This is a genomic window from Bradyrhizobium sp. AZCC 2262, assembly GCF_036924535.1.
Taxonomy (GTDB): domain Bacteria; phylum Pseudomonadota; class Alphaproteobacteria; order Rhizobiales; family Xanthobacteraceae; genus Bradyrhizobium.
In genome coordinates this window covers 405140-430876 of the sequence record NZ_JAZHRT010000001.1, presented here as the reverse complement: position 1 = coordinate 430876, position 25737 = coordinate 405140, and the positions used below count along the sequence as shown (strand labels likewise).

The 25737-nt window shown below is 63.0% G+C and carries 31 protein-coding genes; 13 read left to right on the top strand and 18 right to left on the bottom strand.

Features of this window, described 5'->3' with window-relative positions; translation table 11 throughout:
* Window positions 1-115: 115 nt before the first annotated feature.
* From V1283_RS02055 to V1283_RS02040, 4 genes are all read right to left on the bottom strand, one after another.
* Window positions 116-604 (bottom strand): VOC family protein, encoded by a 489-nt coding sequence (locus tag V1283_RS02055; RefSeq protein ID WP_334384781.1) that lies wholly within the window; start codon window positions 602-604, stop codon window positions 116-118.
* A gap of 33 nt (window positions 605-637) precedes the next feature.
* On the bottom strand, window positions 638-1069 hold the full coding sequence (locus V1283_RS02050; protein ID WP_334384780.1) for a VOC family protein: 432 nt from the start codon (window positions 1067-1069) through the stop codon (window positions 638-640).
* A 30-nt stretch (window positions 1070-1099) separates the two neighbouring features.
* A complete protein-coding gene (locus V1283_RS02045; protein WP_334384779.1) occupies window positions 1100-1525 on the bottom strand; it encodes a VOC family protein in 426 nt (141 codons plus the stop codon).
* A 227-nt stretch (window positions 1526-1752) separates the two neighbouring features.
* Window positions 1753-2781 (bottom strand): alpha/beta hydrolase, encoded by a 1029-nt coding sequence (locus V1283_RS02040; protein ID WP_334384778.1) that lies wholly within the window; start codon window positions 2779-2781, stop codon window positions 1753-1755.
* 178 nt (window positions 2782-2959) lie between these two features.
* On the opposite strand from V1283_RS02040, the gene V1283_RS02035 reads away from it, so the two are divergent.
* Window positions 2960-4486: an amidohydrolase family protein gene (locus V1283_RS02035; protein ID WP_334384777.1), complete on the top strand. Its 1527-nt coding sequence runs from the start codon at window positions 2960-2962 to the stop codon at window positions 4484-4486.
* A gap of 125 nt (window positions 4487-4611) precedes the next feature.
* Here the strand turns inward: V1283_RS02035 and V1283_RS02030 are convergent, their stop codons facing one another.
* The 6 genes from V1283_RS02030 to ggt all read right to left on the bottom strand — a co-directional run bounded on the left by V1283_RS02030 (window position 4612) and on the right by ggt (window position 10567).
* On the bottom strand, window positions 4612-5349 hold the full coding sequence (locus V1283_RS02030; protein ID WP_334384776.1) for an enoyl-CoA hydratase/isomerase family protein: 738 nt from the start codon (window positions 5347-5349) through the stop codon (window positions 4612-4614).
* A gap of 45 nt (window positions 5350-5394) precedes the next feature.
* Entirely contained in the window at window positions 5395-5919 is a 525-nt protein-coding gene (locus V1283_RS02025; RefSeq protein ID WP_334384775.1) for a cupin domain-containing protein, read from the bottom strand.
* A 151-nt stretch (window positions 5920-6070) separates the two neighbouring features.
* Window positions 6071-7051 (bottom strand): D-2-hydroxyacid dehydrogenase family protein, encoded by a 981-nt coding sequence (locus tag V1283_RS02020; protein WP_334384774.1) that lies wholly within the window; start codon window positions 7049-7051, stop codon window positions 6071-6073.
* A gap of 32 nt (window positions 7052-7083) precedes the next feature.
* Window positions 7084-7545: an FKBP-type peptidyl-prolyl cis-trans isomerase gene (locus V1283_RS02015; RefSeq protein ID WP_334384773.1), complete on the bottom strand. Its 462-nt coding sequence runs from the start codon at window positions 7543-7545 to the stop codon at window positions 7084-7086.
* Window positions 7546-7627: 82 nt separating this feature from the next.
* Window positions 7628-8749, bottom strand: coding sequence for an NAD(P)/FAD-dependent oxidoreductase (locus V1283_RS02010; RefSeq protein ID WP_334384772.1), 1122 nt, complete (start codon window positions 8747-8749; stop codon window positions 7628-7630).
* Between the two features lie 231 nt (window positions 8750-8980).
* Window positions 8981-10567 (bottom strand): gamma-glutamyltransferase, encoded by a 1587-nt coding sequence (gene ggt, locus V1283_RS02005; RefSeq protein ID WP_334384771.1) that lies wholly within the window; start codon window positions 10565-10567, stop codon window positions 8981-8983.
* A gap of 194 nt (window positions 10568-10761) precedes the next feature.
* Between ggt and trhO the strand changes: the two genes are divergently transcribed.
* Together trhO and V1283_RS01995 are read left to right on the top strand one after the other, a co-directional pair.
* Window positions 10762-11514: an oxygen-dependent tRNA uridine(34) hydroxylase TrhO gene (trhO, locus tag V1283_RS02000; protein WP_334384770.1), complete on the top strand. Its 753-nt coding sequence runs from the start codon at window positions 10762-10764 to the stop codon at window positions 11512-11514.
* Window positions 11507-11722 carry a SlyX family protein gene (locus V1283_RS01995; protein ID WP_334384769.1) on the top strand — a complete coding sequence of 72 codons (216 nt, stop codon included), beginning with the start codon at window positions 11507-11509 and terminating at the stop codon, window positions 11720-11722. Before trhO ends, V1283_RS01995 begins: the two co-directional genes overlap by 8 nt.
* 75 nt (window positions 11723-11797) lie before the next feature.
* Here the strand turns inward: V1283_RS01995 and V1283_RS01990 are convergent, their stop codons facing one another.
* Window positions 11798-11932 carry a hypothetical protein gene (locus V1283_RS01990; protein WP_334384768.1) on the bottom strand — a complete coding sequence of 45 codons (135 nt, stop codon included), beginning with the start codon at window positions 11930-11932 and terminating at the stop codon, window positions 11798-11800.
* A 21-nt stretch (window positions 11933-11953) separates the two neighbouring features.
* A complete protein-coding gene (locus tag V1283_RS01985; RefSeq protein WP_334384767.1) occupies window positions 11954-12175 on the bottom strand; it encodes a hypothetical protein in 222 nt (73 codons plus the stop codon).
* 125 nt (window positions 12176-12300) lie between these two features.
* Here V1283_RS01985 and hemE point away from each other — a divergent pair, with 125 nt between their 5' ends.
* Complete coding sequence (gene hemE, locus V1283_RS01980) at window positions 12301-13347, top strand: uroporphyrinogen decarboxylase (RefSeq protein ID WP_334384766.1); 1047 nt, start codon at window positions 12301-12303, stop codon at window positions 13345-13347.
* Between the two features lie 102 nt (window positions 13348-13449).
* Here hemE and V1283_RS01975 read toward each other — a convergent pair whose 3' ends face one another.
* The 3 genes from V1283_RS01975 to V1283_RS01965 form a co-directional block, all read right to left on the bottom strand.
* On the bottom strand, window positions 13450-15063 hold the full coding sequence (locus V1283_RS01975; protein WP_334384765.1) for a GMC family oxidoreductase: 1614 nt from the start codon (window positions 15061-15063) through the stop codon (window positions 13450-13452).
* Window positions 15064-15149: 86 nt separating this feature from the next.
* Window positions 15150-15932: an enoyl-CoA hydratase-related protein gene (locus V1283_RS01970; protein WP_334384764.1), complete on the bottom strand. Its 783-nt coding sequence runs from the start codon at window positions 15930-15932 to the stop codon at window positions 15150-15152.
* Entirely contained in the window at window positions 15929-16369 is a 441-nt protein-coding gene (locus V1283_RS01965) for a MarR family winged helix-turn-helix transcriptional regulator (protein ID WP_334384763.1), read from the bottom strand. The genes V1283_RS01970 and V1283_RS01965 overlap by 4 nt, the downstream gene beginning before the upstream one ends.
* A gap of 212 nt (window positions 16370-16581) precedes the next feature.
* Between V1283_RS01965 and V1283_RS01960 the strand changes: the two genes are divergently transcribed.
* From V1283_RS01960 to V1283_RS01920, 9 genes are all read left to right on the top strand, one after another.
* Window positions 16582-17310, top strand: coding sequence for a GntR family transcriptional regulator (locus V1283_RS01960; protein WP_334384762.1), 729 nt, complete (start codon window positions 16582-16584; stop codon window positions 17308-17310).
* A gap of 47 nt (window positions 17311-17357) precedes the next feature.
* Complete coding sequence (locus V1283_RS01955) at window positions 17358-18329, top strand: ABC transporter substrate-binding protein (protein WP_334384761.1); 972 nt, start codon at window positions 17358-17360, stop codon at window positions 18327-18329.
* Between the two features lie 10 nt (window positions 18330-18339).
* Entirely contained in the window at window positions 18340-19095 is a 756-nt protein-coding gene (locus V1283_RS01950; RefSeq protein WP_334384760.1) for an ABC transporter permease, read from the top strand.
* Complete coding sequence (locus tag V1283_RS01945) at window positions 19074-19871, top strand: ABC transporter ATP-binding protein (RefSeq protein ID WP_334384759.1); 798 nt, start codon at window positions 19074-19076, stop codon at window positions 19869-19871. Before V1283_RS01950 ends, V1283_RS01945 begins: the two co-directional genes overlap by 22 nt.
* A gap of 7 nt (window positions 19872-19878) precedes the next feature.
* Complete coding sequence (locus V1283_RS01940) at window positions 19879-20679, top strand: ABC transporter permease (protein ID WP_334384758.1); 801 nt, start codon at window positions 19879-19881, stop codon at window positions 20677-20679.
* A gap of 10 nt (window positions 20680-20689) precedes the next feature.
* Window positions 20690-21355: a polysaccharide deacetylase family protein gene (locus V1283_RS01935; protein ID WP_334384757.1), complete on the top strand. Its 666-nt coding sequence runs from the start codon at window positions 20690-20692 to the stop codon at window positions 21353-21355.
* Complete coding sequence (locus V1283_RS01930) at window positions 21352-22221, top strand: fumarylacetoacetate hydrolase family protein (protein ID WP_334384756.1); 870 nt, start codon at window positions 21352-21354, stop codon at window positions 22219-22221. Before V1283_RS01935 ends, V1283_RS01930 begins: the two co-directional genes overlap by 4 nt.
* Window positions 22222-22259: 38 nt before the next feature.
* Window positions 22260-23300 carry a uroporphyrinogen decarboxylase family protein gene (locus V1283_RS01925; RefSeq protein ID WP_334384755.1) on the top strand — a complete coding sequence of 347 codons (1041 nt, stop codon included), beginning with the start codon at window positions 22260-22262 and terminating at the stop codon, window positions 23298-23300.
* Between the two features lie 74 nt (window positions 23301-23374).
* A complete protein-coding gene (locus V1283_RS01920; protein WP_334384754.1) occupies window positions 23375-23602 on the top strand; it encodes a hypothetical protein in 228 nt (75 codons plus the stop codon).
* On the opposite strand, the gene V1283_RS01915 is transcribed toward V1283_RS01920, so the two are convergent.
* The 3 genes from V1283_RS01915 to V1283_RS01905 all read right to left on the bottom strand — a co-directional run bounded on the left by V1283_RS01915 (window position 23599) and on the right by V1283_RS01905 (window position 25443).
* Window positions 23599-24207 (bottom strand): nuclear transport factor 2 family protein, encoded by a 609-nt coding sequence (locus tag V1283_RS01915; protein WP_334384753.1) that lies wholly within the window; start codon window positions 24205-24207, stop codon window positions 23599-23601. The two genes, V1283_RS01920 and V1283_RS01915, sit on opposite strands and share 4 nt — an antisense overlap.
* Before the next feature lie 97 nt (window positions 24208-24304).
* A complete protein-coding gene (locus V1283_RS01910; protein ID WP_334384752.1) occupies window positions 24305-24574 on the bottom strand; it encodes a hypothetical protein in 270 nt (89 codons plus the stop codon).
* Window positions 24571-25443, bottom strand: coding sequence for a DUF2778 domain-containing protein (locus V1283_RS01905; RefSeq protein ID WP_334384751.1), 873 nt, complete (start codon window positions 25441-25443; stop codon window positions 24571-24573). Before V1283_RS01905 ends, V1283_RS01910 begins: the two co-directional genes overlap by 4 nt.
* Window positions 25444-25737 lie beyond the last annotated feature (294 nt).

The window sequence follows — 25737 nt, the reverse complement described above, 5'->3', positions numbered from 1 at the left end:
GAGCGTAGGGTGGGCAGAGGCGCGCGAGCGCCGCGCCCACCATCTCTCGGCAGAGTGTCATCGTGAATGGTGGGCACGCTGTCGCTTTGCCCACCCCCCGAATTCCGCGCCTGCTCTACGCCGCGCTCTTGCCTTCATACGCGCGCCTCAAGTCTTCGATATCGAGCTTGACCATGCCAAGCAACGCCTGCATGGCCCGCTGCGCGCCGGCGGAATCGGAACCGCCGATATACGTCATCAACGCCGTTGGCACGATCTGCCAGAACACGCCGTAGCGATCCTTCAGCCAGCCGCATTGTTCGGCCTCGCCGCCATTAGCCAGCAGCGCATCCCAGAGCCGGTCGACTTCGGCCTGATCGGCGCAGTCGATCTTGAACGAAACCGCGTGCGTGTATTCCTTCTTCATTCCGCCGTTCAGCGCCATGAAACCCTGGCCGGCCAGCGTGAACTCGACCACCAGCACAGTGCCGACCTTGCCGCTGATACTGTCCGTGATGTTGCGCTGGACCCTCTCGATCCGGGAATCGGGCAGCAACGAAACATAGAATGCGGCGGCCTCCTCGGCGTCGCCGTTGAACCACAGGCAGGGAGAAATCTTGGACATCAGAGAACTCCGGTTGCTGATGGGTGCGAACTATCAGGCCGCGGCGGTGGAGGACTGTGCAGCAGTTGCTGCTGCGACATCCATCCACATCACTCCCCAAAGGTGACCGTCGGGATCTTCGAAGCTGCGGCCGTACATGAAGCCGTAATCATCGATTGGGCTCGGATCGGGGGCGCCGCCCGCGACCTGCGCCTTGCCGACGGTCTCGTCCACCGCGTCGCGGCTGTCGGCGGAAAGGGAAAGCAGGACCTGGCTGGTGTTTTTGGCGTCGGCGATCTTCTTCGAGGTGAACTGGCGATACTTGTCGTGCGTCATTAGCATGACGTGGATGGCGTCAGAAAATACCATGCAGGACGCCGTGTCGTCGGAGAATTGCGGGTTCTTTTCGCCGCCGACCGCCTGATAGAAGGCGGTCGAGCGGGCGAGATCGCTGACCGGCAGATTGACGAAGATCATTTTGGCCATAACGGGCTCCTTGCTCATGCGTTCGGATGGTCAGGCGGTGGCGGACTGTGCAGCGGTTGCGGCTGCGACATCCATCCACATCACTTCCCAGTGGTGACCATCGGGATCCTCGAAACTGCGGCCGTACATGAAGCCGTGATCCTGCTTCGGGCCTGGATCGGCGCCGCCGCCCGCGCCTTGCGCCTTGGCGACCATGTCGTCCACGGCGTCGCGGTTGTCGGCGGAAAGGCAGATCAGGACCTGGCTGGTGGCCTTGGCGTCGGCGATCTTCTTCGCGGTGAACTGCCGATATTTGTCGTGCGTCAGCAGCATGACGTAGATGGTCTCGGAAAACACCATGCAGGACGCCGTATCGTCGGAGAATTGCGGGTTCTTTTCGCCGCCGATCGCCTGATAGAAGGCGGTCGAACGGACGAGGTCGCTGACCGGCAGGTTGACGAAGATCATTTTGGCCATACTGGGCTCCTTTTCGTTGGCTTCGTCCCCAAGGACGGGCGGGCAAGCCACGATCCGACATGGGTTTGGAATTTTTTTATGTTCCAGGACGATTCAAGGCGCCCATCCCGGATGCAGTTGCACATCCGGGATCTGCAATTGCAGATCCGGGATCTGCAATTGCAGATCGGGAACCTCAGGATTTCCGGGGTCGCACCTTCGATGCGCCCCGGAACGACGCTGCGGTGTTACGTCGCAATCGGGGTCGGCATGGTCAGAAACGCCCGCGTCACATGCCAGAACAATTGCCGGTTGATCGCCAGCGCCACCGAATGGGCTGTGCCGGGCAGGATGATGAACTGGCGGTCGCCGTTCGGCAGCTTGTTATAGAATTCCTCGAGGTCGGCCACGGTCGCGATGCCGTCATACTCGCCGCGCACCAGCAGCACCGGCGCCAGCACCTTCTCCGGATGCACCACTGGCAGATTGGCGGTCATGTCGAGATAGGTGCCGGTCGGGATCTGGTCACCGAACTGCATCTCGACATCCGCCAGCACCTCGATCGCAGCGGGATCTGATGTACCCGGCTTGTCGCGGGTCGCGATCGAGCGGATCATGTCGCGGTCGCGCTTGCGCATGTTGTGGGTCCGGAAATAGTCGAGCTGCTCGGCCCGCTTGGTCAGGGTCGGTGATCCCTCGCCCTTGTAGGTGAAGGCGGCGAACACCAGGCGGTCGACGCGCTCGGGCGCCACCATGGCATAGGCGCCGGCACGCAACGCGCCCGAGGATTCGCCGACGAAGTGCAGTTTCTGTTGCCCGGTCTCGCGGGCAATCAGTTCGACCGCGACCTTCAGGTCCTCGACGCCGCTGGCGATATCGGCATTGCCCGAAGTGCGGCCGGACTTGCCGTAATTCTCATGGTCCATGGTCCAGCAGTCGAAGCCGTAGCGGGCGAACTCGTTCATCGCGGAATATTCGCCTTTGCCGGGCACGTTGAGATCGAATACCCGAGACGTCACCGAAGAGCCGTGGACAAAGAACACGACCGGCCGCGCCGGCTCGCCGGGCTTGGGCGCGCCGATCCGTTTGCGAAACATCCACAAGGGGATGTCGCGCTTTTTGGTCCAGTATTCGTTGCTCCAGATCTCGCCACCTTCGGAAGGAACGGCCGTCGCAGCCTGCGCCGGCATCGCGGCGGCGACGCCGAGACCGAGCCCTCCAACACCTAATCCCCTCAGAACTGTGCGTCGCGCCAGCGGATATCCGGAGTGCGTCATGCTTCATCCCCGCGTCATGTTTTTGCGTCGACGAAGTCTAGCAGCGGGTCCGCTGGTTTGAAAACAGGTGTGCGCTGCACCGCAAGAACACCATCGCGCGATCACGGCGAGTATCGGCTGACAGCCGGCGGTTGCAGGGTCTATCCTGCGCCGGAACCGTCCACAAAGGGGGGAGATCATGAGCAACCAACTGACGGAAACCGAACTTGCCGCATTGATGCCGTCCGAACTGTGCGCATACCAGACGCCGATCCCGACGCAGATCGTCTCGAGCGACGAATTTTACCCTGACCCGCAAAACGAACGGCAGCGCGAGGTCGAAGCGCGGCTGCTGGCGATGGCCGACGATCTCGGCGGCAAGCAGGGCCTCGACCGCCGCCGGTTTTTCCAGACTGCCGCCGGCATGGCCGCGTCGTTCGTGGCGATGAACGAAGTCTATGGGCCGCTGTTTGACGTGACGAAGGCGGAAGCCGCCACGCCTGCGATGGCGCAGGAGCGCGCCGACGCGCTGAAAGACCAGTTCATCATGGACATGCATACGCATTTCCTGCGCGACGACACCCGCATCATGGGTTTTGTCGAAATGCGCAAAGCGGTCGGCAAGGCCGGCTGGAACAAGCAACTCGGCGATCACGAACAGACCATCGAGGATTTGAAGTTCAACAACTACAAAAAAGAGATGTTCCTCGACTCCGACACCAAGATTTCGCTGATCTCCTCCGCGCCTTCCGACATCGAGCAGGACTGGTTCCTGACCAACGAGCAGATGGCCGACGCCCGAAGGAAGATCAACGACGAGGCAGGCTCGCGCCGGGTGTTCGCGCACATGATCTTCACGCCGGGACAGCCCGGCTGGCTCGACAAGCTCGATGCCGGCCTCGCGCTCAAGCCCGAGTCCTGCAAGGGCTACACCGTCGGCGACAATACCCACAAGGAAATCAGCCGTTATCCCTGGCGAATGGACGACGAGAAGGTCGCCTACAAGGGCTATGAGAAGATGGTGAAGGCCGGCATCAAGAATGTCTGCATTCACAAGGGGCTGTTCGCGCCGGGAATCGAAAAGCAGTTTCCCAATCTGCGCGGCTTTGCCGACGTCGCCGACGTCGGCCAGGCGGCGAAGGACTGGCCGCAGCTCAACTTCGTGATCTATCACTCCGCCTACCGCCATGTCGGCGGCGATCCCAAACAGGCGCTGGCTGAGTTCGAACGCACCGGGCGCATTTCCTGGACCAGCGACCTTGCCGATATCCCGGCGCAGTACGGCGTCAACAATGTCTATGGCGACGTCGGGCAATTGTTCGCGACAACGCTGGTGGCGGAACCTAATGTCTGCGCCGCGCTGATGGGCACGTTGATAACAGGGCTCGGCGTCGATCACGTCTGCTGGGGCACCGATGCGCTGTGGACCGGCGCACCGCAATGGCAGATCGAAGGTCTGCGACGCCTCGAAATCCCCGAAGCCATGCAGAAGAAATTCGGCTACGCGCCGTTAGGCGCAGCCGACGGGCCTGTAAAGTCGGCGATCTTCGGCGGCAACAATGCACGGCTTTACGACATCCAGCCCAAGCGCGCGATGCTCGACATCAGCGGCGACCGGTTTGCCATGATGAAGGCGGAATATGAGAAGGCGGGGTCGGAACCGTCCCACACGCGCTATGGCTACGTGGTGCCGAATGGGGCGGTGGATCACAGCCTGTTTGCTTAAGTCCTCTTCCGTCATTCCGGGGCGACGCGTAAGCGTCGAACTAAGATGTGCAATTGCACATCTGAGAATCTCGAGATTCCGGGTTCGTGCTTCGCACGCCCCGGAATGACAAGGAAATCGCCGCCCTACTTCCCCTTGAACTGAGGCGTGCGCTTTTCGGCGAACGCCTTGACGCCCTCCTTGAGGTCTTCACTGTCCCTGATGACATCAAGCAACCGGCGCACCTCGGCAACCCCTTCCAGTGGCCCCTTGGGCATGGCGTCGCGGGCCAGTTTCTTCAGCGCCCGAACCACCAGCGGCGCATTGGCGGCGATCTTGGCCGCCATCTCCTGGGCGAGCGCGACATGCTGTCCCTTCGGCGCGACCTTGTTTACAAAGGCGATCTGGTAGGCACGCTCCGCCGACATTTCCTCGCCAACCAGCAAAAATTCCATGGCGATCTTGTGCGGCATGCGCGCCATCACCGAGGAGATGCCGCCGGCCGTGGTGCCGATCTTGCCCTCGGGGTAGATGAAGCGCGTCGTTTCCGACGCCACGCACATGTCGGCCATCTGCACCAGCACGAAGGCGCCGCCGACGACCCATCCGGATGTCGCGGCTATGACCGGCTTGTCGAGTTCGACGCCCAATCCTGGCACCGCGTGCCACATGTTGACGGGGAGATCCCTGACGTCGGCGCCGACCGAAAAATACTTTTCTTCGGCGGAAGCAAGCACCGCAACGCGGTCGTCGCTTTCGTGAAAGCGGAGCCACGCTTCGCGCAGTTCGTCACACAATGCGTTATTGAGCGCGTTGTGTGCCGAGGCGCGATCCATCGTGATCGTGGCGACGTGGCCCGTGCTCTCGTAGCGAACAAGCTTCATGGGATTCTCCCCGCGACATCCGCACGACGGCGGCGTTTGTTGTTTTTACTTCTTCTCGGCGGGATCGCGGTGCACCGGATCGACCCATAGCACGGTCTCCGGCTTTTCCACCGGCTCTATATCGAGGTTGATGGCCACCGCCTCGCCGTCGCTGCGCACCAGCACGCATTCCAGCGCTTCGTCGCGGCTGGCATTGATCTCCTGATGCGGCACGTACGGCGGCACGAAGATGAAATCGCCGGGACCGGCTTCCGCAGTGAACTGCAAATGCTCGCCCCAGCGCATCCGCGCCTTGCCTTTCACGACATAGATGATGCTTTCGAGATGGCCGTGATGATGCGCGCCGGTCTTGGCGTCGGGCCGGATCGTCACCGTGCCCGCCCACAATTTCTGGGCGCCGACGCGAGCGAAATTGATGGCGGCCTTGCGGTCCATGCCCGCGGTCGACGGCACGTTGGGATCGAGCTGATTGCCGGGAATGACGCGGACGCCGTCATGCTTCCAGCGTTCGGCATCGCCGTGCGAATGATCGTGATCGTGGGAATGGCTGTGGTCGTGCGTCCCGGTCATTGTGCGCCTTCTCGAAATATCGTTGGCCCGAACGGTATCGAAAAGTAGGGCCGCAAACCAGAAGATTAAGGGAGCCTGCGGCGCATGGGCGCCCCGGTTTTAGTCATGGCCGGGCGCGTCTCTGCCATCCACGCTCGGCGGTTGCCGCGCATCAGCGCCGTCTGGACATCACATCCGGATTGACCACGTTCGTCGACGTGCCCGCCGCATAGGCCACGATCTGGTCGAATATATCCGTGAACTGGATTTCATATTCGTCGCGCGAGACGTAGCCGAGATGCGGCGTGCAGACCACATTATCCATGGTCAGCAGGGGATCGTTGACGTCGCGCAGCGGTTCCTTTTCATAGACATCGATCGCCGCCATGCCGGGCCTGCCGGCGCGCAACGCATTGACCAGCGCGTTGGGCTCGATCAGCGGCGCGCGGCTGGTATTGACCAGCAATGCCGTTGGTTTCATGCGCGCGAGGTCTTCCGCCTTGACGATGCCGCGCGTGGCATCGACGAGGCGCATATGCAGCGAAAGCACATCGCAGCGTTCGAAGAAATCAGCCTTGGAGCTTGCGGTCGCGTAGCCGTCGGCGCGCGCCTTCGCGAGCGCCGGCTCGCGCGCCCATACCAGCACGTTCATGCCGAACGCCTTGCCGTAGCCGGCAACGACGGCCCCGATCCGTCCGTAGCCATAGATGCCGAGCGTCTTGCCGCGCAGCGTATGGCCGACGCCGATCTGCCATTTGCCGGCCTTCAGCGCCGCCATCTGCTGCGGGATCGCGCGCATCGCCGCCAGGATCAGCCCCCAGGTGAATTCGGCGGTCGCGTAAGACGGTGTATCGGCGTGCTGGCCCGACGACACGACGATGCCGAGCCGGGTGCAGGTATCGATGTCGATATGCGGATAGACGCTGCGCTGGCTGATCAGCTTCAGCTTCGGCAACCTTTCCAACAGCGAAGCGCGAATCTGGGTCCGCTCACGGATCAGGACCAGCGCTTCGGTGTCGCGCAGGCGCTCTGCCAGCGCATCGACGTCCTGGACGTGATCGTTCCAGATCGTGACGTCGTGCTCGGCGAGCTTGCGGAAACAGTCCAAGGTACGCAGCGTGTCGAAATAATCGTCGAGGATCGAGACCTTCACGATGCGCCCCCCTGGCCGGACCTGTTCGGCGGTTACTTCACCGCCAGCAATTCGACGTCGAACATCAGCGTCGCATTCGGCGGAATAAGCCCGCCGGCGCCACGCGCGCCGTAACCGAGCGCGGGCGGAATGATCAGCGTGCGCTTGCCGCCGACCTTCATGGAGGCGACGCCCTCGTCCCAGCCGGCGATCACCTGGCGCTGGCCGATCTTGAATTCGAACGGCTCGTTGCGGTCGACCGAAGAGTCGAACTTCTTGCCCTTCTGGCCGTTCTCGTAGAGCCATCCCGTATAATGCATAACGCAGGTCTGCCCAGTCTTCGGCGTGGCGCCGATGCCTTCCTTGCTATCGATGATCTGCAAACCTGAAGCTGTGGTCATGGGTTTTTTTCCTGCGGTCTGGGCCGATGCCAGCTGGGTGACGATCGGCGTGGAAACCGCGGCCGCCATGGCGGCGAGAGCGGTCCGGATAATCGTGCGTCGGGAAGATCGCATCAGTGCACCTCGTTCGGGAGACCGACGTCTCTAGCCCAGAGCGGGCCATTTCCATAGCCATTTTTCGGCCGTCGGCCATGTTTTAGCCGGTGTTGCCGCCGTCACGATCGATCGCAAAATCTGCGAGCAGCGGCGACGTTTTGCCGGCGATCAGGTCGCCGATCAGGCGCGCGGCGAGAAAACTGAATGTGATGCCGTTGCCACCATAGCCGTAGGCCGCATAGATGCCCTTGGCGCCCGGGACCGGGCCGATCAGCGGCAATCCATCCTGCGTCGTATCGAACGTCCCCGACCAGCGGAATTCGACATCGGGTCTCGCAGCCGGCCAGAGTGCCGCGAGCCGCTGCACCAGCGCCCGCGATTTCTCGGGAATCAGACGGTCGCGCGCCTCCGGTTCGACAATCCCCGTACTGTCCTCGCCGCCGATGATGATGCGCCCCGCCCGCGTCGTTCGCGCATAGAGATAGTCCTCCGCATCCTCCCAGATCAGCGTGCCTTCGTTCCAGAGGTTCTGCGGTTGCGGGACGGTTGCAATCGCCCAGCTCGACGACACCGCGTGTACGGTGGAGCGAACGATGTCGGGCATCACATAACCTGTGGCGAGCACGACGGACCGCGCTTCGATCTCGCGATCGTTGGCGATGCGGACATTGACCGCGCGCCCGGCCGAATCGAACGCGACGGCGTCTGCCTCAAACAACCGCGCACCGCGCGCGAGCGCCGTCCTGAGCAACCCATGCGCCAGTTTCATGGGATCGGCATCGGCTGCGCCCGGCGAGACGATCGCACCGGCACGCGTGATGCCAAAGCGATCCAGCAGCACGGCATGGTCGATAAAATCGCCGGGCAAGCCCGCGCGTGCCCGCCAGCGATGCTCTTCGATCAGGTCTGCGCTGCCTTCGCCAGCCGCAAGATATAGCGAATTCTGGTCGCGCACGTCGCAGGCAATGCCGAGCCGCCAAATCAGCGATTTGAGGCCGACGACGGCATCGCGACTGGCGCGATAGGTTCGTGAGGCGCGCTCGAAACCGTGGAGCTCGCTCAGCTCGTGGAGGGGCCGGTCGATTTCCCATAACAACATGGATGTGGAAGCAGCGGTGCTGCCCCGCCCCGGCAACTCGCGATCGACGATAATGACGTCGAGGCCCTGGCGCGTCAGACGTTCGGCAACCAGCGATCCCGTAATGCCGGCGCCGATAATCAACGCATCGCATGTCAGGTTTTCGCTGAGGTCGCGGCGGGGCGGGTGTGACGATGTCGCAAACCACGGCGAACGGCCCCCGCGCAGGTCGGCCTGTTCGGTATCGTCTGAATCATGAATGCTGATGGCTGACCTCTGAGAACAAGCGACCGCCCGCGGCAAAGCGGACGGCCGGCCTGTCCCTCTAACGAAAGCGGCGGGCCGTTGTTCCAGAAGCAGAGAGAACCAGAGGGCTCAGTAACCCAGCGCGCAACCGTCCTTGCGGGGATCGGAGCCGCCGGTCAGCGTGCCCTTGTCCCAATCGATCCAGATCGCCTGGCCGCCGCCGAGCGGGCCAACCACGCTGCTGGTCTTGTGCCCGATCTTCTTCAGGCCCTCGACGATGGCGGCCGGGACGCTGTCCTCAAGCTGATAAAAGCCCTCGTAATGCAGGCCGCGCGGCATATCGATGGCTTCCTGCACGTCGCAGCCATAGTCGAGGATGTTGGTCAGCACGTGGCTCTGCCCAACCGGCTGATACTGACCTCCCATCACACCGAACGGCATCAATGCGCGACCGTTTTTGGTGACGAGTGAGGGAATAATGGTGTGCAGCGGCCGCTTGCCCGGCGCGATGCAGTTGGGATGGCCGGGCTGGATCCGGAAACCGCCGGCGCGGTTCTGCAGCAGGATACCGGTCTTGTTGGAGACGATCGCCGAGCCGAAGGAGTGCGCGATCGAGTTGATGAATGAGCAGACGTTGCGATCCTTGTCGACCACCGTGATGTAGACGGTGGATGGATTCATCGGCGGCGCCACGTTCGGCAAATCGAGCAGCCGGTCCATCCTGATATTCTTGATGTGCTCCTCGGCGAATTCCTTCGCAAGGATGCCGGCGACATCGACATGAACCTGCTGGGGGTCGCCGATGTATTGCTCGCGCATCATGTAGGCGATGCGCGCGGCTTCGGCTTCGAGGTGGAAACGCTCGACGCTGAGCGGCTTGAATTTGGTCAGGTCGAAGCGGGAGAGGATGTTCAGCATCACCAGCATAGTGATGCCAGGACCGTTCGGCGGGCACTGCCAGACGTCGTGCCCCTTGTACATGGTGCCGATCGGCGACGTCGTTTCGGTCGAGTGCGCCGCAAAATCTTCCAGCGTGTGCAGGCCGCCGATGCCGCGGAGCGTCTCCACCATGTCGGCCGCGATCTCGCCGGCATAGAACGCATCGCGGCCGTTCTTGGCGATCGCGCGCAGCGTCTTGCCCAATTCCGGCTGATGAATGACGTCGCCGGCCACCGCCGGCTTGCCGTGCGGCAACAGATAGCGCTCGGTGTTGGTGCCGTTCTTCAGCTTCTCGAACTGGTTCTTCCAGTCGAAGGCGATACGGGGGGCGACGATATAGCCTTCTTCGGCGGCCTTGATCGCGGGCTGCAGCAGGGTGTCGAGCCCCATCTTGCCGTGGTCGCGCAGGATCGTGTCCCACGCATCGATCGCGCCGGGAATGCTCACCGCATGGGCCGAAGTCAGCGGCACCGAGTGGATCTTGCGTTCGAGGTACCATTCGGCCGTTGCCGCCATCGGGGCGCGACCGGAGCCGTTATAGGCTGTTATCTTGCCCTCGCCCTTCGGCTGGATCAGCGCAAAGCAATCGCCGCCGATGCCGGTCGATTGCGGTTCGATCACCCCTAACAGCGCGCAGGCCGCCACCGCGGCGTCCGCAGCCGTGCCGCCCGCCCGCATCACGTCGATGGCGACAAGCGCGGCCTCCGGGTGCGACGTCGCCACCATCGCGTTCTGGGCATGGACCGTGGAGCGGCCGGCGAAATGGAAATTCCTCATCGCGAGTGCTTTCTTTTCAGCGTTTTTTGGGCATCCCGCGGCGAGCGTCGGGCGGGTTTCACAGACGGTTCTTTGACATATTCATCCCCGGCTGGGCAATGGCTGGCATGCCAGGGGAGCGTCAAAGGCAATGGGCGGAATATGCAGGGCTTTACGGGGTATCCCCTGCCCGGCCTGCCTGATAAACGGTCGCCATGCCGCTCAAAGTCGCCGCCTTCTATCAATTCGCCGCGCTGCCGGACTTCCGGGAGCTACGCGAGCCGCTGCGCGGGCTTGCCGCTGGCCTCGGGATCAAAGGCAGCGTCCTGCTGGCACATGAGGGCATCAACGGCACCGTTGCGGGCGGCGATGAGGCCATCGACGCGTTCGTCCGGGAGTTGCAGCTCGGCGCGCTCTTTGGCGGCCGGCTCGACAATCTCGAACTCAAGTTTTCAGCCGCTTCCGAGATGCCGTTTCAGCGGCTGAAGATCCGCTTGAAGAACGAAATCGTCACGCTTGGCGATACTGCCGTCGATCCAACGCGACAGGTCGGCACCTATGTCGAGCCGTCGGACTGGAACGAACTGATATCAGCGCCCGACACGCTTGTCATCGATACCCGCAACGCCTTCGAGGTGGCGATGGGCACGTTCGAAGGGGCGGTCGATCCCGGCATCAGAAGCTTTGGGCAGTTCAAGGAATTCGCCGCACAGAAACTGGACCCGACGAAGCACCGCAAGATCGCGATGTTCTGCACCGGCGGTATCCGGTGCGAGAAGGCCAGCGCCTATCTGCTGGCGCAGGGATTTGACGAGGTCTATCACCTCAAGGGCGGCATCCTGCGGTATCTCGAAGGCGTGCCGGAGCAAAAGAGCCGCTGGCGCGGCGAGTGTTTTGTATTCGACGAACGTGTGGCGCTGGGCCACGGGCTGCGGCAGCGACAACCGAACGATGGCTCCGATGAGTGATGTCGACGCACTGAGCGAGCGCATCGACGCGCTGGAAATGCGGCTGACCTATCAGGACGTAACCATCGAGACGCTGAACCAGACGATCACCGCGCAGTGGATTGAAATCGACAGGCTGACGCGCCAGGTCGCTGAACTGAAGGAGCGCCTTCAGGATGCCGAAAGCAACGCGCCGGGTCCTGCGAACGAGCCGCCGCCGCATTACTGATCAGCCGACAAGAAAACGGCCTCCCCGACGGAGGCCGTTTTCACGCGTTCGAACATCGGCTGACCGGCGCTTGCATCAGCCGTGCATCGTGAACCAGACCACCGCGGCCACCACCACGGCAACGATCACGGCCCAGACGACCGGCGAGACCTTCTTAGTGCTGCCGCTCCGCGGCGAGTTGTTTGCGGCGTGGTTGAATTCAGTCTTCATCGCCTGGCCCGTCGAGCGATGTCAGCGAAAGACGCCGCGAATCTTGTCCCACAACGATTCATTTTCGCGATTGCCATCCGCCTTCGACGGCGCCGGTTGCGCCGCGCTCACGGGATCGGAGGCCGGAAAGGTACCGACCAGACCCTTCTCAAGCTTCTCTTGAATTTCGCGGTCGGCCAGCAGCGCCTCGTGGGGATCGGCGGCATGCTTGTCATGCGGTGCAGGGTTGAATTTCTCAGCCATAGGGTACCTCCGTGGCTAAGATAACGCCGGGAATTTATGCGGGTTCCACTTCTTTCCTTGGCCAAGCCGAAGCCTCCGTGTATCAGGAGCGCGAAGATCGGCAGCCGTCCGCAGGAACTTTTCGATTGTCCCAGAAATCCGCCGTGAAACCTTTTATCGAAGTGCTGTCCGGCCGCAGGCAGAAGGTGCCGCCTGCGTGGATGATGCGCCAGGCCGGCCGCTATCTGCCTGAATATCGCGAACTGCGCGCCAAAGCCGGCGGCTTTCTCGACATGTGCTTCACGCCGGAATATGCCGCCGAGGTGACGCTGCAGCCGATCCGCCGTTTCAACTTCGACGCTGCGATCATCTTTTCCGACATTCTCGTCATCCCCTATGCGCTCGGCCGCTCGGTGCGCTTCGAGGCCGGCGAAGGCCCGCGGCTCGATCCGCTGGATACGCCGGAGCAAGTCGGGACGCTGGCGCGCCACGCCGATTTCGACAAGCTCGAACCAGTCTATGAAGCCCTGCGCCGCGTAAAGCGCGAACTCGCGCCCGAGACCGCGCTGATCGGCTTCTGCGGCGCGCCGTGGACGGTCGCGACCTACATGGTCGCCGGACAAGGCACGCCGGACCAGGCGCCGGCGCGGATGATGGCCTATCGCCATCCCGAGGCGTTCGCTGAAATCATCGACGTTCTGGTCGAGAACTCGATACAGTATCTGCTCGGCCAGCTGAAGGCCGGCGCGGACGCGTTGCAGATATTCGATACCTGGGCCGGCGTACTGCCGCCGCGGGAATTTCAACGCTGGTCGATTGAACCCGCGAAACGCATCGTCGCCGGTGTACGTGCAAAAGCGCCTGACGCGAAAATCATCGGCTTTCCCCGCGGCGCCGGCGCCATGCTGCCGGCCTATGTGGAAGCAACCGGCGTCAATGCCGTCAGCATCGACTGGGCGGCCGAGCCTTCCATGATCCGCGAGCGCGTACAAAGCCGCGTCGCGCTGCAGGGTAACCTCGATCCGCTGGCGCTGATCGCAGGTGGTGCTGCGCTGGATCGCGCCGTCGACGACGTGCTGGCGAGCTACGCGCAAGGGCGGCTGATCTTCAACCTCGGCCACGGCATCCAGCCGGAAACCCCGATCGCCCATGTCGAGCAAATGCTGAAGCGGGTGCGGGGGTATAAGGGGTAGCTTCGTAGCCCGGATGGAGCGCAGCGCAATCCGGGAACGGTCGTTCCGAGGGTGAGCGAGTCCCGGATTACGCTGCGCTCCATCCGGGCTACGGTCGGGTGGCTACCGCGCGTCCTCCAGAATCATGTCGGACGCCTTCTCCGCGATCATGATGGTCGGCGCGTTGGTATTGCCCGACATCAGATCCGGCATGATCGACGCATCGACCACGCGCAGGCCCTCGATGCCGCGCACGCGCAAGCGCTGGTCGACGACGGCGAGCGCATCGCTGCCCATGCGACAGGTCGAGGTCGGGTGATAGACCGTGCTGCCGGTGCGGCGGCAGAAGTCCAGCAACTCATCGTCGCTCTGCACTTTCGGACCGGGATCGACTTCCCCGACCGCATAAGCCTTCAGCGCCGGCGCAGCGAGGATGCGGCGCAGGATGCGGATGCCATCGATGAAAGCGCGGCGATCGGTTTCGGTCGCGAGGTAGTTGATGCGGATTTCAGGCGGCACGGAAGCATCGGCGCTTTTGATGCGCAGCGAGCCGCGGCTCTCGGGACGCAGCTGGCAGACCGACGCGGTAAATCCGGAAAGCGCGTGAAGCTTCTCACCCATCTTGTCCGTCGAAAACGGCAGGAAGTGAATCTGGATATCGGGCGACGCCAGTCGCGGGCTGGTCTTGAAGAACGCGCCCGAAGTGCCGGCCGCGATCGTCAGCGGTCCCTTGCGCAAGGCAGCGTACTGGATGCCCGCCATCACCCGGCGTACCGGATTGTTGACCACGTCATTGAGCGTGACCTTTTGCGCGCAACGCGTGATCAGGCGGACCTGTAGGTGGTCCTGCAGATCGTTGCCGACGCCGGGCGCGTCGAGCACGATCTCGATGCCGTGCTGCTTCAACAAGTCGGCCGGTCCCACGCCCGAAAGCTGCAGCAGTTGCGGCGAGTTATACGCGCCGCTGGAGACCAGGATTTCCTTGCGCGCCCGCGCCGTGCGCACGCGGCCTTCCTGCTTGTATTCGACCGCCTTGGCACGATGGCCTTCGAACAGAATGCGCTGCGCCAGTGCCGAGGTTTCGACGTGCAAATTACTGCGGCTCTTCGCCGGGCGCAGATAGGAGAACGCGGTACTGGCGCGCCGTCCGCGACTTGTCGTGGTCTGGAAGAACCCGGCACCTTCCTGCGTGGCGCCGTTGAAGTCCGGATTGGTCGGAATGCCGGTCTCGGCGGCCGCAACGACAAAGGCTTCCGACAAGGGATCGTGATGCCGCCAGTCCGACACCGGCAACGGCCCGCCCGTGCCGTGATACTTGTCGTCTCCGCGCTGCTGGTTCTCGGCCTTCTTGAAATAGGGCAGCACGTCGTCATAGCCCCAGCCGGCATTGCCGCGCTGGCGCCAGCGATCGTAATCCTCGTGCTGGCCACGCACATACAAGAGGCCGTTGATCGAGCTGGAACCGCCCAGCACTTTCCCGCGCGGCTGGAATACCTGACGACCGTTCAAGCCAGGCTCCGGCTCGGTCTGGTACATCCAGTTGACGGATTTTTCCTTGAACAGTTTTCCGTAGCCGAGCGGCACGTGGATCCAGAGATTGGTGTCCTTCGGCCCGGCCTCCAGCAGCAACACGGAATGTTTGCCGTCGGCGCTCAGGCGATTGGCGAGCACACACCCGGCCGAGCCAGCGCCGACGATCACGTAGTCGAATTCGGAAGCGTCATTGTTCTTGTTCATTTGTTTCCCCGCACGCAACCCGAAACAGGTAGCGGGGCCGTCACGGGCGGTCAATTGCCGCGGTCGCGGGCGGGAAGAGAAGGCGGTTACGCCGGCTGTCTTGCGAGTTTCAAGAAGTCCGGCGGCCGACGTTCGGCGAACGCGGCGAAGGCCTCGCGCGCCTCGGCGGTTTTCAGGCGTGCTGCGAACTGCTCGCTCTCCGCCTTGATCTGCGCCATGAGAAGCTCCGGATTGCGCATCAGCCGCTTCGTCGTGCTGACGGCACCCGTCGGCTGCTTGGCCAGCCGGGACGCGAGCGCTCTTGCTTCGGCGTCGAGTTTGTCCAGCGGAACGACCCGGTTGGCGAGCCCCCACGCAAATGCGGACTTGGCATCGACGGTTTCACCGAGCGCGAACATTTCGAAAGCGCGCGCGTAGCCGATACGGAGCGGCATCAACAGGCTGGAAGAGGCTTCCGGTACCAACGCCAGACTAACGAACGGCGTCGACAGCAGCGCATTCTCGGCCAGCACGACCAGATCGCAATGCAGCAGCATCGTGGTGCCGATGCCGACGGCGCGTCCCTGAACGGCTGCGACCAGCGGGCGGCTCGATTGTGCGAGTGCCTGCAGGAAACGGCCAACATGCCGCTCGCCCTGAACGGCGCCTGTTGCAATCGCAGCGAATTCACCGACGTCATTGCCGGCGGTGAACATGTCCCCCTCGCCACGGATCAAGAGGACGCGGACGGACGGATCAGTCTCCGCGCCCTGGATCGCATCCGCCAGCGCGCCGTACATCTCATTGGTCAACGCGTTCTTCTTGTCGGGACGCGCCATCGTCAGCGTCAGTATCCCGTCGTTCTTCTCGATCTTGATATGCTCGGTCATTCGTCTTCTCCTCTGGGAAATCTGGTTTGCATGGTTGTGAGCCAGCGCGCGACGACGTCGATCTCGGCTTCGGTAAATCCTTCCGTGAGGCGTGCGTTGACCTCGACGAGCCCCGCCTTCGACTGCGCCATCGCCGCGCGGCCGGCCGGCGTCAGCCAGAGCCGCCACGCCCGGCCATCATCCCGATCGGCGCGGCGCTCGATCAGGTTCGCCGCCGTCATCCGGTCAACGAGCCCACTGATACCTGGCGGACCGAGATCCAGCGCCGCCCCCGCCTCACCGATCAGCACGCCGTCCCGTTGGCCCAGAATGAACAGCAAGCCGGACTGCGCGGCGGTAACGCCGCTGGCTTGCGTCCGCGCCGCCATCCAGCGCTGCAGCCGGCGCTGCGCAACGTTGAGGAGGAACACGAACCGGTGCTCGCGACGCGGGGTCATTTCGACGAGGGCGATTTATTTCGCATGCGAACTATCTACGTCACTCCCGGCAGATTGTCACGGCGATTTTTTGTGGCATGCGCCGCCGATCATCCAAAGAACAGTCACCGCAATTGAGCTGATCCGTCCTAAATCGTAGCGAAGCCAGCGGGTTAGATAAAAAATCGATTTTCGATTGACGGCATCGCCGTCCCTCGCCAGTCTGCGGCGCCATGAGCAGTATCGGGTTGAGTTTTGGTGAGAGCCTGGCCAACGAGCGGCCGCGAAGCCTGACGTCCGCCGTTCAGGAACGGCTGCGCGCGGATATTCTCTCGACCCGGCTGCTGCCCGGGCAGAAGCTGCATATCGCCGGTCTCGCCAAGCAGTTTTCCGTCAGCCTCGCGGCGGTGCGCGAGGCGCTGTCGCGGCTGGTCGCCGACGGGCTGGTGCAGGCATCCGACCAGCGCGGCTTTCGCGTCAGCCCGGTATCATCAGCCGACCTCAGGGACGTGACGCAAACCCGCGTCGATATCGAAGGTCTGGCGCTGCAGCGCTCGATCGAGCGTGGCGACGCGGCATGGCTTGCCTCGGTGGAAAAATCGTTCACCGCGCTCTGCGCCGTTCCCCACACCTATCCCGACGATCCGACGCACCACTATGAAGAATGGGTGGTGCGGCACCGCGTCTTTCACCGCACGCTGGTGAATGCCTGCGGCTCGCAATGGCTGCTCGGCTTTCGCGACGTGCTGCATGAGCAGAGCGAACGGTATCGGCGGCTCGCGATCCGGCGCAACACCGAAAAATCCCGTGATGTGGAGGCCGAACACGCCGCCATCGTACGCGCCACGCTCACGCGCGACGCGGATGCCGCGGTCGCGGCGCTCTCGAAGCATTTCATGACGACCATGCATCTCGTCGAGCTCGCTACACCGAAAACGTTCGGGGGTGGCGACACCGCCTGACTGCTCGAAGACCAAACCAATCAAGAAAAATCAAAGGGAACGTCACAATGAACATTACGCGACGCCATGTATTGGCAACGATCACGGCAATGACCTTGCTTGGAGCATCAGCCACTGTGCAGGCAGCCGACACTGTCCGCATCGGCCTTCCCACCAAAACCTATTGGCCGACCACGATCGCAGAAACCGCCGTGCGCCAAAAGCTGTTCGAGAAGGAAGGCATCGCGGCGGAACTGACGATCTATCGCGGCGGCGCCGAGACGTTCGAGGCGATGGCGGCGGGTGCCGCCGACGTCATTCTCGACGCCACCTCGCTGGTGTCGGCCGGACGCAAGAAAGGCGTGAACTCCAAAGTGCTCGCCAGTGCCGCCACGGGCTATTACGGCTGGCAGTTGATGACGCTGTCGAAATCGACGCTCGGCGTCAACGATCTGAAGGGCAAGAAGGTCGCGATCACCTCCGCGGGCTCCGGCTCCGACCTGCTGGCGCTGTGGACCCAGCAGGACAAGAAGATCGAGTTCACCCGCGTGCCCGTCGGCGGCGGCGGACTGGTGCCGAACCTGCTCGCCGGCAATGTCGACGCGGCCGTAGTCTATTCGCCGCTGAGCTTCCAGATCTCCAAATCGGGCGAAGCACGCACCATCCTCGACTTCTCCAAGGAGGTGCCGCCGAACCTCGCGGCCGGCTGGATCGCGCTCGACAAATACGCGCAGGACAAGCCGCAGATGGTGCAGAAGACGCTGAACGCGCTCTACGGCGCGCTGATGTTCATGCGCGCCAACAAGGACGCCTCCGTCAAGCTGATCACCGAGCTCTATGAAATCCCCGCCGAGATCGCGGCGTTGGAATACGAGAACACGATCATGAAGCTGGAGACCGACGGCAGCATGGAGGGGGCGAAGATTCCGGAACAACTCCAGCTCGCGCTCGACATGGCCAAGGCCGGCGGCATGAAAGACCTTGGGCCGGCGGCAGAGATCATCTCGACACAGTTCAAACCGGTACCGACCAAATTCTGAGCTGAACGCGATGCGAAGCGGGCTAGGTGTAAAGGCGGCGCGGGTCGCCATCGTGGTGGCGCTGTTTGCGATATGGGAAATCCTGTCGCGCAGCGGCATCGTCAACCCGCGCCTGCTTCCCTCCGCGTCCGAGACACTGGCCACGCTCGGCGAGCTGCTGCAGCGGGCGAGCGTGCGCAAGGACCTCGCCGTCACCGCGACCGAGGTAGTGACCGCGTTTGCGCTCGCCGTCCCCGTCGGCGCGCTGATCGGCTTCCTGATCGCGGAGAACCGCTATTTTGCCGACGTGGCAAAGCCGCTGCTGTTCTTCGCCTTCAGCATCCCGAAATCGATCTTCCTGCCGATGTTCATCCTGGTGTTCGGGGTCGGCTTTGCGCAGAAGGTCGGCTTCGGATTCTTTTCGACGATCTTCATCGTGATCATGTCGACCACAACCGCGGTCGAGTCGGTCAAGGTCGAACATCTGACCGTCGCCCGCTCCTATGGCGCGACGCCGATGCAAACCGCGTTTCGCGTCTATTTGCCGAGCATGCTCCCTGTTCTGCTGGAAGCCCTGCGGATCTCGATGATCTTCAATCTCACCGGCGTCATCCTCGCCGAAATGTACGCCTCGCGCGACGGCATCGGCCATCAGATCGCGACCTGGGGCGAGAATTTTCAAATGAAGCAGTTGCTGGCCGGCGTAGTGATGATCGCGGTGATCGCGATTGCCTTCAATGAACTGGTCAGATGGGTGGAAACACAATGCAGCCATTGGCGAACATAACCCCGCTGAAGCCGGCCGGCGCGATCGAGGTCCGCAATGTCGGACAGGTCTTCAAGACCACGACGCAGGACGTCGTGGCGCTCGAGGACGTCTCGCTCGACGTCAAACCCGGCCGCTTCGTCGTGTTGGTCGGCCCGAGCGGTTGCGGCAAGTCCACGCTTCTGATGATGATGGCCGGCCTCCGTCAGCAGACCTCAGGCACCATCACCATCAGCGGCGCACCGATCCCTGAACCCGACCCGAACCGCGTCGGCGTCGTGTTTCAGGAAGCCAGCCTGTTTCCTTGGCTGACGGCGGAGGAGAACGTCGAGTTTCCGCTGGCGCTGCGCGGCGTCACCAAGAACGAACGCCGCGCCAAGGCGCAGGATGCGCTAAAACTGGTCGGCCTTGACGGCTTCGGCAAGCGCCATCCGCATGAATTGTCCGGCGGCATGAAGCAGCGCGTCTCGATCGCACGCGGGCTGGTGCAGGACCCGCCGGTGCTGCTGATGGACGAACCGTTTGCGGCGCTGGACGAACAGACCCGCATGACCATGGGCGACGAACTGCTGCGGATCTGGGCGGCGACCGGAAAGACCGTGGTGTTCGTCACCCACAGCCTGACGGAGGCCGTCTATCTCGCCGACGAAGTGATCGTGATGTCGCCGCGCCCCGGCCGCATCGTCGATCACCTGCAGGTCTCGCTACCCCGCCCGCGCACCTATGAGATGCTGAGCGGCGACGCATTCGGCAGCCTGCGTGACCGCATCTGGCGGCACATCCGCAAATCGGCATGAGGCAGCGATGACCGCGGGAACGCTTCGCAGATTGATCGTCATCGGCCTGATCGCGCTATGGGAAATCCTGCCGCGCACCGGGCTAATTCCCGAGCTGTTCCTGCCGTCACTGTCCTCGACGCTGGCAGCCGGATGGAACGAGGCCGGCGAATACGGCCATGCACTTGCGGTGACGCTCTACGAGGTTGCGATCTCGATGGCGTTCGCATGTGGCGGCGGCATCCTGCTCGGCGCCATCGTCGGCAGCCTGCCGCGGCCGCGCATCCTGATCATGCCGATGGTCTCGAGCCTCTATGCGGTGCCGCTGGTCATCCTCTATCCCGTCTTCACGGTCTGGCTCGGCATCGGCTCGGAATCCAAGATCGCCTTCGCCTCGATCTATGGCTTCCTGCCGACGATGCTGGCCACCGCCGCGGGGATCCAGACCATCGATCCGCAGCTGTTGCTCGCCGCGCGCAGCATGGGCGCGACGCTGAGCCAGCGGCTGGTTCGCGTGATCATCCCCGCGGCAATTCCGACCGTGCTGTCGGGGCTGCGCGTCGGCGGCGCGCTGGTGATTGTCGGCGTCGTGGTATCGGAGATGCTGATCTCGTCCGCCGGTATCGGCTATTTGATTTCCCGCTATCGCACCATTCTCGACAGCCCGCATGTATTCGCGGGCGTGTTGCTGGTGCTGGCGATGGCGATTGCCTTCAACGCCGCGATCAAATGGATCGAGCGCAAGGCCGCGATCTGGCAGACCGGCACGCGCGCCGGGCAAAATGCGGCGGAAGAAATCTCGCCCGTTACCCTGCAGCCTGCGACCTGACGGAGTGCGTGTGTTCGATCTGACGCTGACATTCGACAATGGTCCCGAGCCCGGCGTGACGCCGCGGGTGCTCGATACTTTACGCGAACGCGGCATCAAGACGACCTTCTTCGTGATCGGCGAAAAGCTCGGCGACCCCGAGCGCCGCCGACTGGCGGCGCGGGCCCATGACGAGGGCCACTGGATCGGCAATCACACTTTTACGCACTCGGTGCCACTCGGGCAGCAACGCGATCCCGATGCGGCACAGCATGAGATCGGCCGGACGCAGGCTGCGATCGGCGACCTCGCGCACCCACAGCGATGGTTTCGCCCGTTCGGTGGCGGCGGCAATCTCGACGAGCGCCTGCTAAAACCTTCCGTGGTCGATTACCTCACGCGCCACAAGCATAGCTGCGTGCTCTGGAACGCGATCCCGCGCGACTGGGACGATCCGGATGGTTGGGCCGACCGAGCCCTGGAGCAGTGCCGGTCGCAGCCGTGGAGCCTGATGGTCCTGCACGACCTGCCCAGCGGCGCGATGAACCATCTCGAACGCTTTATCGACCGCGCCGGGAAAGCAGGCGCGCGTTTCAATCAGGACTTTCCGCCCGATTGCGTCCCGATCCGCTCGGGCGAGATCGTACGATCCATCGAACCCTATGTTTCCTCCATCGAAGAAAGTGCCAAACAATGAAGATCGCGAGTTTCAAGGCAGGTCCGACGGCAACCTACGGCCTGGTGACAAACGCCGGCATCATCGACGCCGGCAAGCGGCTGAAGGCGCATCCGACGTTGAAGTCGCTGCTCGCAAAGGGATCGCTCGACGAACTGAAGGCACTGCAGGGCGAACGCGCCGACTATGCGTTCGCCGAAATCGAGCTGCTGCCGACCGTTCCCGATCCGGACAAGATCTTCTGCATCGGCGTCAACTACGCCACGCATCTTGCTGAAAGCGGCCATCCCACGCCGCCGCACCCGATGATCTTCACCCGCTTTGCCAACAGCCAGGTCGGCGGGGGCCAGCCGATGATCCGGCCGCTGGAGTCCGAGCGGTTCGATTACGAGGGCGAGATGGCCGTCATCATCGGCAAGGCCGGGCGACGGATTGCGCGCGAGACAGCGCTGGCGCATGTCGCGGGCTATGCCTGCTACAATGACGGCAGCATCCGCGACTGGCAGCGCCACACCTCGCAATTCGCACCCGGCAAGAATTTTGTGGGTACCGGCGCGTTCGGACCATGGATGGTGACGACGGACGAGATCCCCGACATCAGCAAACAGACCATCGCGACCCGGCTCAACGGCGTCGAGGTGCAGGCAGCACCGATCTCGGACCTCGTGTTCGACGTCCCTGCCCTGATCGCCTATTGCTCGACCTTCACCGAGTTGGTCCCCGGCGACGTCATCGTCACCGGCACCACCGGCGGCGTCGGCGCTTACCGTACACCGCCGCTCTGGATGAAGGATGGCGACGTCGTCGAGGTCGAGGTCTCCGGCATCGGCGTCCTGCGCAATCCGGTCAAGGATGAAGCCGCGGCGGCGGCGACGCGTGCGGCCTGAGAACTGAGAAAGCAATAACAAGAGCAAGGAGATACTCCATGAACCTGCCAAAGCACGTGCTACCGACCACCGTCGTCGGCAGCTACCCGCAGCCGGAATGGCTGGTCGATCGCGCGATGCTGTCGAAAGTGGTGCCGCGCACCCGCATGCATGCGATGTGGCGGCTGCCGGCCGAGCATCTGGAGGAGGCGCAGGACGACGCCACCATCGTCGCGATCAGGGACATGGAGCGTGCCGGGATCGACATCGTGACCGACGGCGAAATCCGCCGCGAGAGCTATTCGAACCGTTTTGCAACGGCGCTTGACGGCATCGACGACGAGAATCCGGCCATGATCACCTCGCGAAGCGGACACCAGACGCCGGTGCCGCGCGTCACAGGTCCGGTGAAGCGCCGCGGCCCGGTCGAGCTGCACGACATGAAATTCCTGCGCCAGAATACTGATCGCGCAGCAAAAATCACCCTGCCCGGCCCGTTCACGATGAGCCAGCAGGCGAGAGACGAATTCTATAAAGACGACGAGGAGCTGGCGATGGCGTTCGCCGCCGCGGTCAACGCCGAAGCGCTCGACCTGCAGAAGGCCGGCGCCGACGTGATCCAGCTCGACGAACCCTGGGTACGCAACAATCCGGATTTGGCCCGCCGCTACGCGGTGAAGGCGATCAACCGCGCGCTCGAGGGCGTCACCGTGCCGACCGTGGTGCATCTGTGCTTCGGCTATGCCGCCGTCGTGCCCGGCTCGACCAAGCCGGCCGGCTATTCCTTCCTCGCCGAACTCGCCGATACCAAGGCCGATCAGATCTCGATCGAGGCGGCGCAGCCGAAGCTTGATCTCGGCGTGCTCAAGGATCTGTCGTCGAAGAAGATCATGCTTGGCGTGCTTGACCTCGGTAATCCGGAGATCGAGACCGCCGATGTGGTGGCCGACCGGATCCGCAACGGGCTGAGGCACGTCGCCGCCCATCGCCTTGTCGTCGCCCCCGATTGCGGCATGAAATACATGCCGCGCCAAGTCGCGTTCGGAAAACTGAAGGCGATGTGCGATGCGGCGGCGACCGTCCGCAAGGAGCTTGGCTAGGATCGGGACCGCATCCGAGCCAGAAACTGTCCGAGCGGATCCTCGTCGCCGGTCCGTTCCAGATGGATCGGCTTATGGCAAAGACGCAACCATTTTTCAGCCTCGGCCAGCCAATAGACCTTGCTGCTCGGTTCGCGCTGCGCGAGCTGCCTGCAAAGTGCCGCCCGCAAGCTCAACTCAGTTTGGGTGATCATGCCATTCCCCTGCCTAGGGAGGACATTCATCCTGACACCCTGGCAGGCTGGATTCTTGATCCAAATCAATGGCGCAAGGTGATACCGCCGCGCGCAAAGATCTCCTAGATCGGCTTGCCCTGCAGCCACGCGGCGCCCCGCGCATACAAAGCCTCGACCTCCGGTCCCTTCAGACCGGGCATGTCGCGCTTCACCGTGTAGCCGATGCGGGTCTGCAAATACGCGAGGTGACGGTAGCCCGGTGGGAATTGCTCGAGGAGAGCTCTATCCAGCACGGGCGCTGCGCCTGGTGTGACCGGGTCCATGCGGTCCTTCTCATAGATCGGCTGGCGCAGCACGATGCCCCAGCGCTCTTCCCGCTTTTCGAGGAAATCGTAGAACCGCCCGGTGCAGAGCACGTCGCACAGTACGCCTTCGACCTCGGCGCGCTGCGAGATCGTCATCTTGGTCTGCGAGATCGCGCGGCTTCCGGCGAGGTCGACCGAGATGCCGCCGAGAAAATGCAGGATACTGATGCCCTTGGCCCAGGCTTGCTTGCTTATTTCGATGAACTCGTCGCCGGTGCCCTGCGTCCAGGTCGCCATCATGCGGCCGCCCGGATGCCAGACGGTGCGGAAACGCTCCCAGTCGCCGGCATCGCGCCAGATCGCCCAGTTCTGCAACAATTCCCTGATCAGGCGATCGTCTTCAATCTCGATGTCATTTCCAGGCATGCGGACGTTTCCCTTATCTCTCAAGTGCCTATAAGACATACCCGCACCGGGTTGTCCGCTGCCAAATCGGGCAACTGAGGAGTTGGTTGAATCGCCTTCACAACAGCTTGGCGCGGACGAACAGCGCACGCAACGCGTTGGTCGCCTGCACGGTCAGCATCGCGTTACCAGCAGCGTCCTGCAGCGCATACACGGCATCGGCGTGCAGCGCGCGGAATTCGATCCACTCGATCGAGCTGAGATTACTGATGAAGCGATAGGCCTGACCGACCGTGCCGATCGACACCGTCTTGCCGTTCAGGTTGATCTTGAAAACCGCACGCAGCGGCGTGTCGGAAGCGGCGGCGTCGCCTGCAACGGCGCTCATGACGGGGATGGTGAACGCCGCGATGCGGTAAGACCTTCACGCAGGCTCGGCACCACGACCAGCCGCTTCACGTCGCCGTTCGTGTACGCCGCCAGGAACCTGTCGTACTCCTTGATCGAGACGCAGCCGTTGGAATCGCCGTTTGGCCCAAGCATGTAGCTGTGCACGAGAAGTCCCGTGCGCCCATGCATTTCGTTTTCACCCACAGGAGTCATGCGCAGCGCCGCGACCCCATGAAACAGTTTTTCGCGCGGTTTCAAATCGTAGACGTTCGGCGGCGTCGCGCCGACCATGCGCTGGTTGATGTGCGCTGGATTGTCCATCAGGCTGCCCAGCCCCGAGTGGGCCTCGAGCTTGGTGCCGTTCGGCAGGTAAACGACCTGGGCCGAAATGTCGTAGACCGCCGTCTGACCGTCGTAGCCGAGCGCCGACAGATCCTTTCGCTCGCTGAACAGTCCATCCCCCGGGGTCAGCGACGCCAGCGTGAAGCGCATCGGCACCAGATCGGCGAGCTTCTCGAACATGGTGCGGTTATCCGATGAAACCGTCGCCGGGTCGCTCCCCGTTGGCTGAAGATTGGCCAGGACCGGCCGGGCGCGTGGCAGCGGGATTGCCGCCTCGACCGTCGGGGCGGGCTCCGCCGGCTGAGCATTCTGTTCCTCAGGCGATTGCCTCCCCAACATGCTTTCGATGTGCCCGAATTCCGTATCAAAATTCGAACGCTCCGAACGGGCGGCGGGACGCCATGGGTAGTTGATGGTCAGCGAACGGCGCACCGAGCCCGGGCCGAAGCGCTCGTCGAATGAGGTCGTGCTGCCGACATTGGCTGATGCGGGATTGATCCAGGCGGCCAGATCGAAATCGGTCACCCAAACGGCCAGCCCCAGTGCCCCGAAAAGCGCCGCCCCTCCGAAGGCCGCGTCGCGGAGCAATCGGATACCGCGGCTCGTAGCAAGCCCGGCTGCGCTGGTCGTCTTCCTACCCATCTATCCCCGGCTCGGCGCTTCGGAATCACGTCTGATTCCTAATGGATTCACCGAATAAGTCCCACCATAATGCAATCCAAAGTAAGGCATAATCGAGACAAGCGCTCGGCGCTATCATGACCGGCTGAATCCACGGATTCAAGCCACGTAATGGTAAACCGGGCCGGGATTCCCCCG